Source organism: Devosia sp. (assembly GCF_036676215.1).
GTDB lineage: Bacteria > Pseudomonadota > Alphaproteobacteria > Rhizobiales > Devosiaceae > Devosia.
In genome coordinates this window covers 1-1,981 of record NZ_JAKFDJ010000199.1, presented here as the reverse complement: position 1 = coordinate 1,981, position 1,981 = coordinate 1, and the positions used below count along the sequence as shown (strand labels likewise).

The following is a 1,981-nucleotide window of genomic DNA, read 5'->3' as shown; positions in this document are numbered from 1 at the left end:
CTGCAGATCAACTCCACCGACCTGGTCTTCGCCGCCCTCGGCCTGCCGTTCAACCCGGTGTTCGAGAGCGGTCACGCCACTAACCTCGCCGGCGCCGACATCCATGGCTACGAGCGCAAGCCGTTCACCCAGGCGCAGATCACCGCCATCCAGTTCATCGAGCGGGTGCTCGGCGCCAGCCGTCTGACCCTGGTCGGCGAGGTCGGCTACAACCACATCGGCGGCCTCAAGGACGACCCCAGCGAGTTGCGCTTCGGCCGCGATACGATCTTCGGCGCCGGCGAGTTCAGCGTGCCGGGCGTGTGCGCCGCGTTCAACGCCGCCAACCCGGACGAGTGCCAGGGCGACGGTTTCTATACCGACAGCTCCTGGGGCTACCGCCTGCGCGCCAGCGCCGAATACCCCAACGTGCTCGCCGGGGTCAACCTGACCCCGAGCGTCGCCTGGTCGCACGACGTCGACGGCAACGGGCCGAACTTCAACGAGGGCAGCAAGGCGGTCAGCGTCGGCCTCAACGCCGACTACCAGAACACCTACAACGCCAGCCTCAGCTACACCGACTTCTTCGGCGGCGACTACAACACCATCACCGACCGTGACTTCGTCGCCCTGAGTTTCGGTGTGAACTTCTGATCAACCACACGCAAAGGATCCGTATTCGATGAAAACTACAAGAATCCTGCAAACCGGTGCGCTGGCGCTGACCCTGCTGGCGACCAGCGTGATGGCCGCGGTCTCCGAACAGGAGGCCGCCCAGTTGGGCACCACCCTGACCCCGCTCGGCGCGGAGAAGGCCGGCAACGCCGATGGCAGCATCCCGGCCTGGGACGGCGGTCTGCCGACCAACGCCGGGGCCGTCGACGACAAGGGCTTTCTCGCCGACCCGTTCGCTGGCGAGCAGCCATTGTTCACCATCACCGCCGCCAATGTCGCGCAGTACCAGGACAAGCTGTCTGCCGGGCAGATGGCGATGTTCAAGCGCTATCCCGACAGCTACAAGATCCCGGTCTACCCGACCCATCGCAGCGCCGCGCTGCCGGATGAGATCTATGCCGCGGCGAAACGCAGCGCCCTGAATACCACCACCGTGGACGGCGGCAACGGCCTGCAGAACTTCGGCGACAGCCGCTATTACGCCTTCCCGATTCCCAAGAACGGGGTCGAGGTGGTGTGGAACCACATCACCCGCTACCGCGGCGGTAACCTCAAGCGCTACATCACTCAGGTCGCGCCGCAGACCAACGGCTCCTACAGCCTGGTCAAATTCGAGGACGAGATCGCCTTCCCCAGCGACATGCCCGACCTCGACCCGGCCAAGGCGAGCAACATCCTGCTGTACTTCAAGCAACGGGTGATCGCACCCTCGCGCCTGACCGGCAACGTGCTGATGTTTCACGAGACCATCGACCAGGTCAAGGAGCCACGCATGGCGTGGGTCTATAACGCCGGTCAGCGCCGCGTGCGCCGCGCCCCACAGGTGGCCTACGACAGCCCGGGCACCGCCGCCGATGGCATGCGTACCACGGATCAAAATGACCTGTTCAATGGTGCGCCAGATCGTTACGACTGGAAGCTGGTGGGCAAGAAGGAGATGTACATCCCCTACAACAGCTACAAGCTCGACTCGCCCAAGCTGAAATATGACGAGATCATCAAGGCCGGGCATATCAACCAGGATCTTACCCGTTATGAGCTGCACCGGGTCTGGGAAGTGGAGGCCACGCTGAAGTCCCGCGAACGGCACATCTACGCCAAACGCCACATGTACTTCGACGAGGACAGCTGGCAGCTGGCCCTGGTCGACCACTACGACGGTCGCGGCCAGTTGTGGCGCATCGCTGAGGCTCATGCGCAGAATTACTATCACAAAAAGGTGCCGGCCTACACCCTAGAGGCCCTCTACGACGTCATCGCCGGCCGCTACCTGGTCCTGGGCATGAAGAACGAGGAGAAGTCCGCCTTCGCCTTTGGCTTCAAGGCC

Annotated in this window: 2 protein-coding genes; both read left to right on the top strand. The window is 63.7% G+C overall.

Annotated elements, in window-relative coordinates:
• On the top strand, positions 1-633 hold a 633-nt coding region (locus tag V6M52_RS16430; RefSeq protein WP_332701869.1), incomplete at its 5' end, for a DUF1302 family protein.
• 28 nt (positions 634-661) lie between these two features.
• The coding region (locus V6M52_RS16425) for a DUF1329 domain-containing protein (RefSeq protein ID WP_332701867.1) at positions 662-1,981 on the top strand (1,320 nt) is incomplete at its 3' end.